Genomic DNA, 2,466 nt, shown 5'->3' on the forward strand with positions numbered 1-2,466 from the left:
CGGCAGTGCCGGCCGCTGGCCGGCAGCGCCTCAACTTACCGTGCGCCCGCCATCCACGCGCAATGTGTGGCCGGTGACGAAGCTGGCTTCGGCCACCAGCCAGTACACCGCTTCGGCAATCTCCTCGACCGTACCGATCCGCGCCAAAGGCGTGCGCGCCAGCAGCGCCTCGCGGGCGAAATCGTCCTTGCCCTGTTCCGGCCACAGGATCGCGCCGGGCGCCACCGCATTGACCCGCACCTTCGGCGCCAGCTCCAGCGCCAACGAACGGGTGGCCATCTCCAGCGCGGCCTTGGCCATCGTGTAGGCGATGTGGTCGCGCATCGGATCGGTGCCGTGCAGGTCGGTCAGGTTGACGATGCAGCCCTGCTGGCGGCGCAGGTAGGGCGCGGCGGCCTGTGACAGCAGCAGCGGCGCGCGCGCGTTGACCGCATACAGCTCGTCCATCGCCTCGGCCGTGACCTGGCCGAGCGGGGTGGCATAGAAGTTGGAGGCGTTGTTGACCAGCGCGTCCAGGCGGCCGAAGTGGGTAACGGCCTGTTCCACCAGGTCGGGCAGGGCGTCGGCGTCACGCAGGTCGGCCTGCAGCGCAAGCACGCTGCCCGGCCGCACATTGTCGAAATCGAACGCGGCCTGCTGCAGTTCGGCGCTGGAGGTGTTGGCATGCAGTACCACCGACCAGCCACAGGCGTGGAACTGGCGGGCGATGGCCGCACCGATCCGGCGCGCGCTGCCGGTGATCAGGACCACGGGGTGGGTATCGCTCATCGAGGGTCCTCCAAGGCTCGGCTATCCTGTGCACCATTGTCACCGCATTCGAAGACGCCATGCAGCCCACCTTCCCCCTGCCCGAAGCCGATGCCCTGGCCCACAGCGACCAGCTGGCGGCCGCCCTGCGTGCCGAAATCCTTGCGCAGGGCGGGGCGATGCCGTTCTCGCGCTTCATGGAGCTGTGCCTGTACACCCCCGGCTGGGGCTACTACAGCGCCGGCGCCAGCAAGTTCGGTGGCAGCGGCGACTTCACCACCGCACCCGAGCTCGGCAGCCTGTTCGCCGGCAGCGTGGCCAATGCGCTGGCGCCGGTGTTCGCGCAGCTGGGCGCGCAGGCCCGCATGCTGGAACTCGGGGGCGGTACCGGCGCATTCGCCGAGGCCGTGCTGCTGCGCCTGGCCGAACTGGACGCGCTGCCGTCGCGCTACGCCATCCTCGAACCCAGCGCCGACCTGCGCGAGCGCCAGCAGCAGCGCCTGCAGCAGAACCTGCCGGCCGAGTTGGCCGCGCGCGTGGACTGGATCGACCGCCCGTTCGAGGAGGACTGGGAGGGCGTGGTGTTCGCCAACGAGGTGATCGACGCGCTGCCGACCCCGCGCTTCCTGATCCGGGACGGCGAGGTCTACGAGGAAACCGTCGAGCTTGATGGCGAAGGCAACTTCATCCGTGGCGCGCAGCCCGCTGACATCCTGCTCAACGGTGCGGTGCGCCACATCGAGCGTTACCTGGAAAAGCCCTTTGCCGACGGTTACCGCTCCGAGGTGCTGCCGCAGCTGCCGTACTGGCTGCAGGCAGTGGCTGGCGGCCTGCAGCGTGGTGCGATGCTGTTTGTCGATTACGGTTACAGCCGCAGCGAGTTCTACCAGCACGACCGCGACGATGGCACGGTCCGCGCGTTCTACCGCCACCACATGCACAACGACGTGCATCGTTGGCCCGGCCTGCAGGACATCACCGCGTCGGTGGATTTCACCGCGATGGCCGAGGCGGGCATGCACGGTGGTTTCGAACTGGCGGGGTACTGCAGCCAGGCCAGTTTCCTGCTCGGCAACGGCCTGGACCAGGTGCTGCTGCTGGCCGAAGAGCGTACGGATGAGGTCGGCCGCATCCAGCTGCGTGACCAGGTGAAGAAGCTGACCCTGCCGACCGAGATGGGCGAGCGCTTCCAGGCCATCGGCCTGCAGCGTGGTGTCGATTTCGAGCCGGCGTTCGAACTGGGCGACCTGAGCTGGCGCCTGTGAGCAATGCGTTGCCGCTGATCAAGCCGCTGCGGCGACAGCGGCTGTGGACCGCGCTTTGGACATTGGCGGTGTTGCTGGTGATCGTGGTCTGCCTGATCCCACCACCGCCGATCCCGCTGCCGGAAAACAGCGACAAGGGCGAGCACTTCCTCGCCTACTTCATCCTGGCCGGCAGCGCGGTGCAGCTGTTCCGGCCGGGGCGCCCGCTGCTGTGGGTGGGCGTGGGGCTGGTGCTGATGGGCGTCGGCATCGAGTTCGCGCAGGGTGCGCTGACCAGCAACCGCACTGCTGATCCGATGGATGCGCTGGCCAACACGATCGGCGTGCTGGCCGGCATGGCCACGGCGCTGACCCCGTTGCGCGATCTGCTGATGCGCTGGCGGGGCTGAGGTTCCTGTAGAGCCGAGCCCGTGCTCGGCTCCCTCCCGAAAGGCAGCCGAGCATGGGCTCGGCT

General features: G+C 68.6%; 3 protein-coding genes. 2 read left to right on the forward strand and 1 reads right to left on the reverse strand.

Annotation, left to right across the window (positions count from 1 at the left end):
* Positions 1 to 30: 30 nt before the first annotated feature.
* Entirely contained in the window at positions 31 to 768 is a 738-nt protein-coding gene (locus tag ABGA94_RS03920; protein WP_005419347.1) for a pteridine reductase, read from the reverse strand.
* A gap of 59 nt (positions 769 to 827) precedes the next feature.
* On the opposite strand from ABGA94_RS03920, the gene ABGA94_RS03925 reads away from it, so the two are divergent.
* Positions 828 to 2,012 (forward strand): class I SAM-dependent methyltransferase, encoded by a 1,185-nt coding sequence (locus ABGA94_RS03925; protein WP_375366443.1) that lies wholly within the window; start codon positions 828 to 830, stop codon positions 2,010 to 2,012.
* Positions 2,009 to 2,401, forward strand: a complete 393-nt coding sequence (locus tag ABGA94_RS03930; RefSeq protein ID WP_065178046.1) for a hypothetical protein — start codon at positions 2,009 to 2,011, stop codon at positions 2,399 to 2,401. The genes ABGA94_RS03925 and ABGA94_RS03930 overlap by 4 nt, the downstream gene beginning before the upstream one ends.
* The last annotated feature ends 65 nt before the right edge of the window (positions 2,402 to 2,466 follow it).

It is taken from the genome of Stenotrophomonas sp. 3diitr2024 (genome assembly GCF_042136455.1).
Classification (GTDB): Bacteria; Pseudomonadota; Gammaproteobacteria; order Xanthomonadales; family Xanthomonadaceae; genus Stenotrophomonas; species Stenotrophomonas sepilia.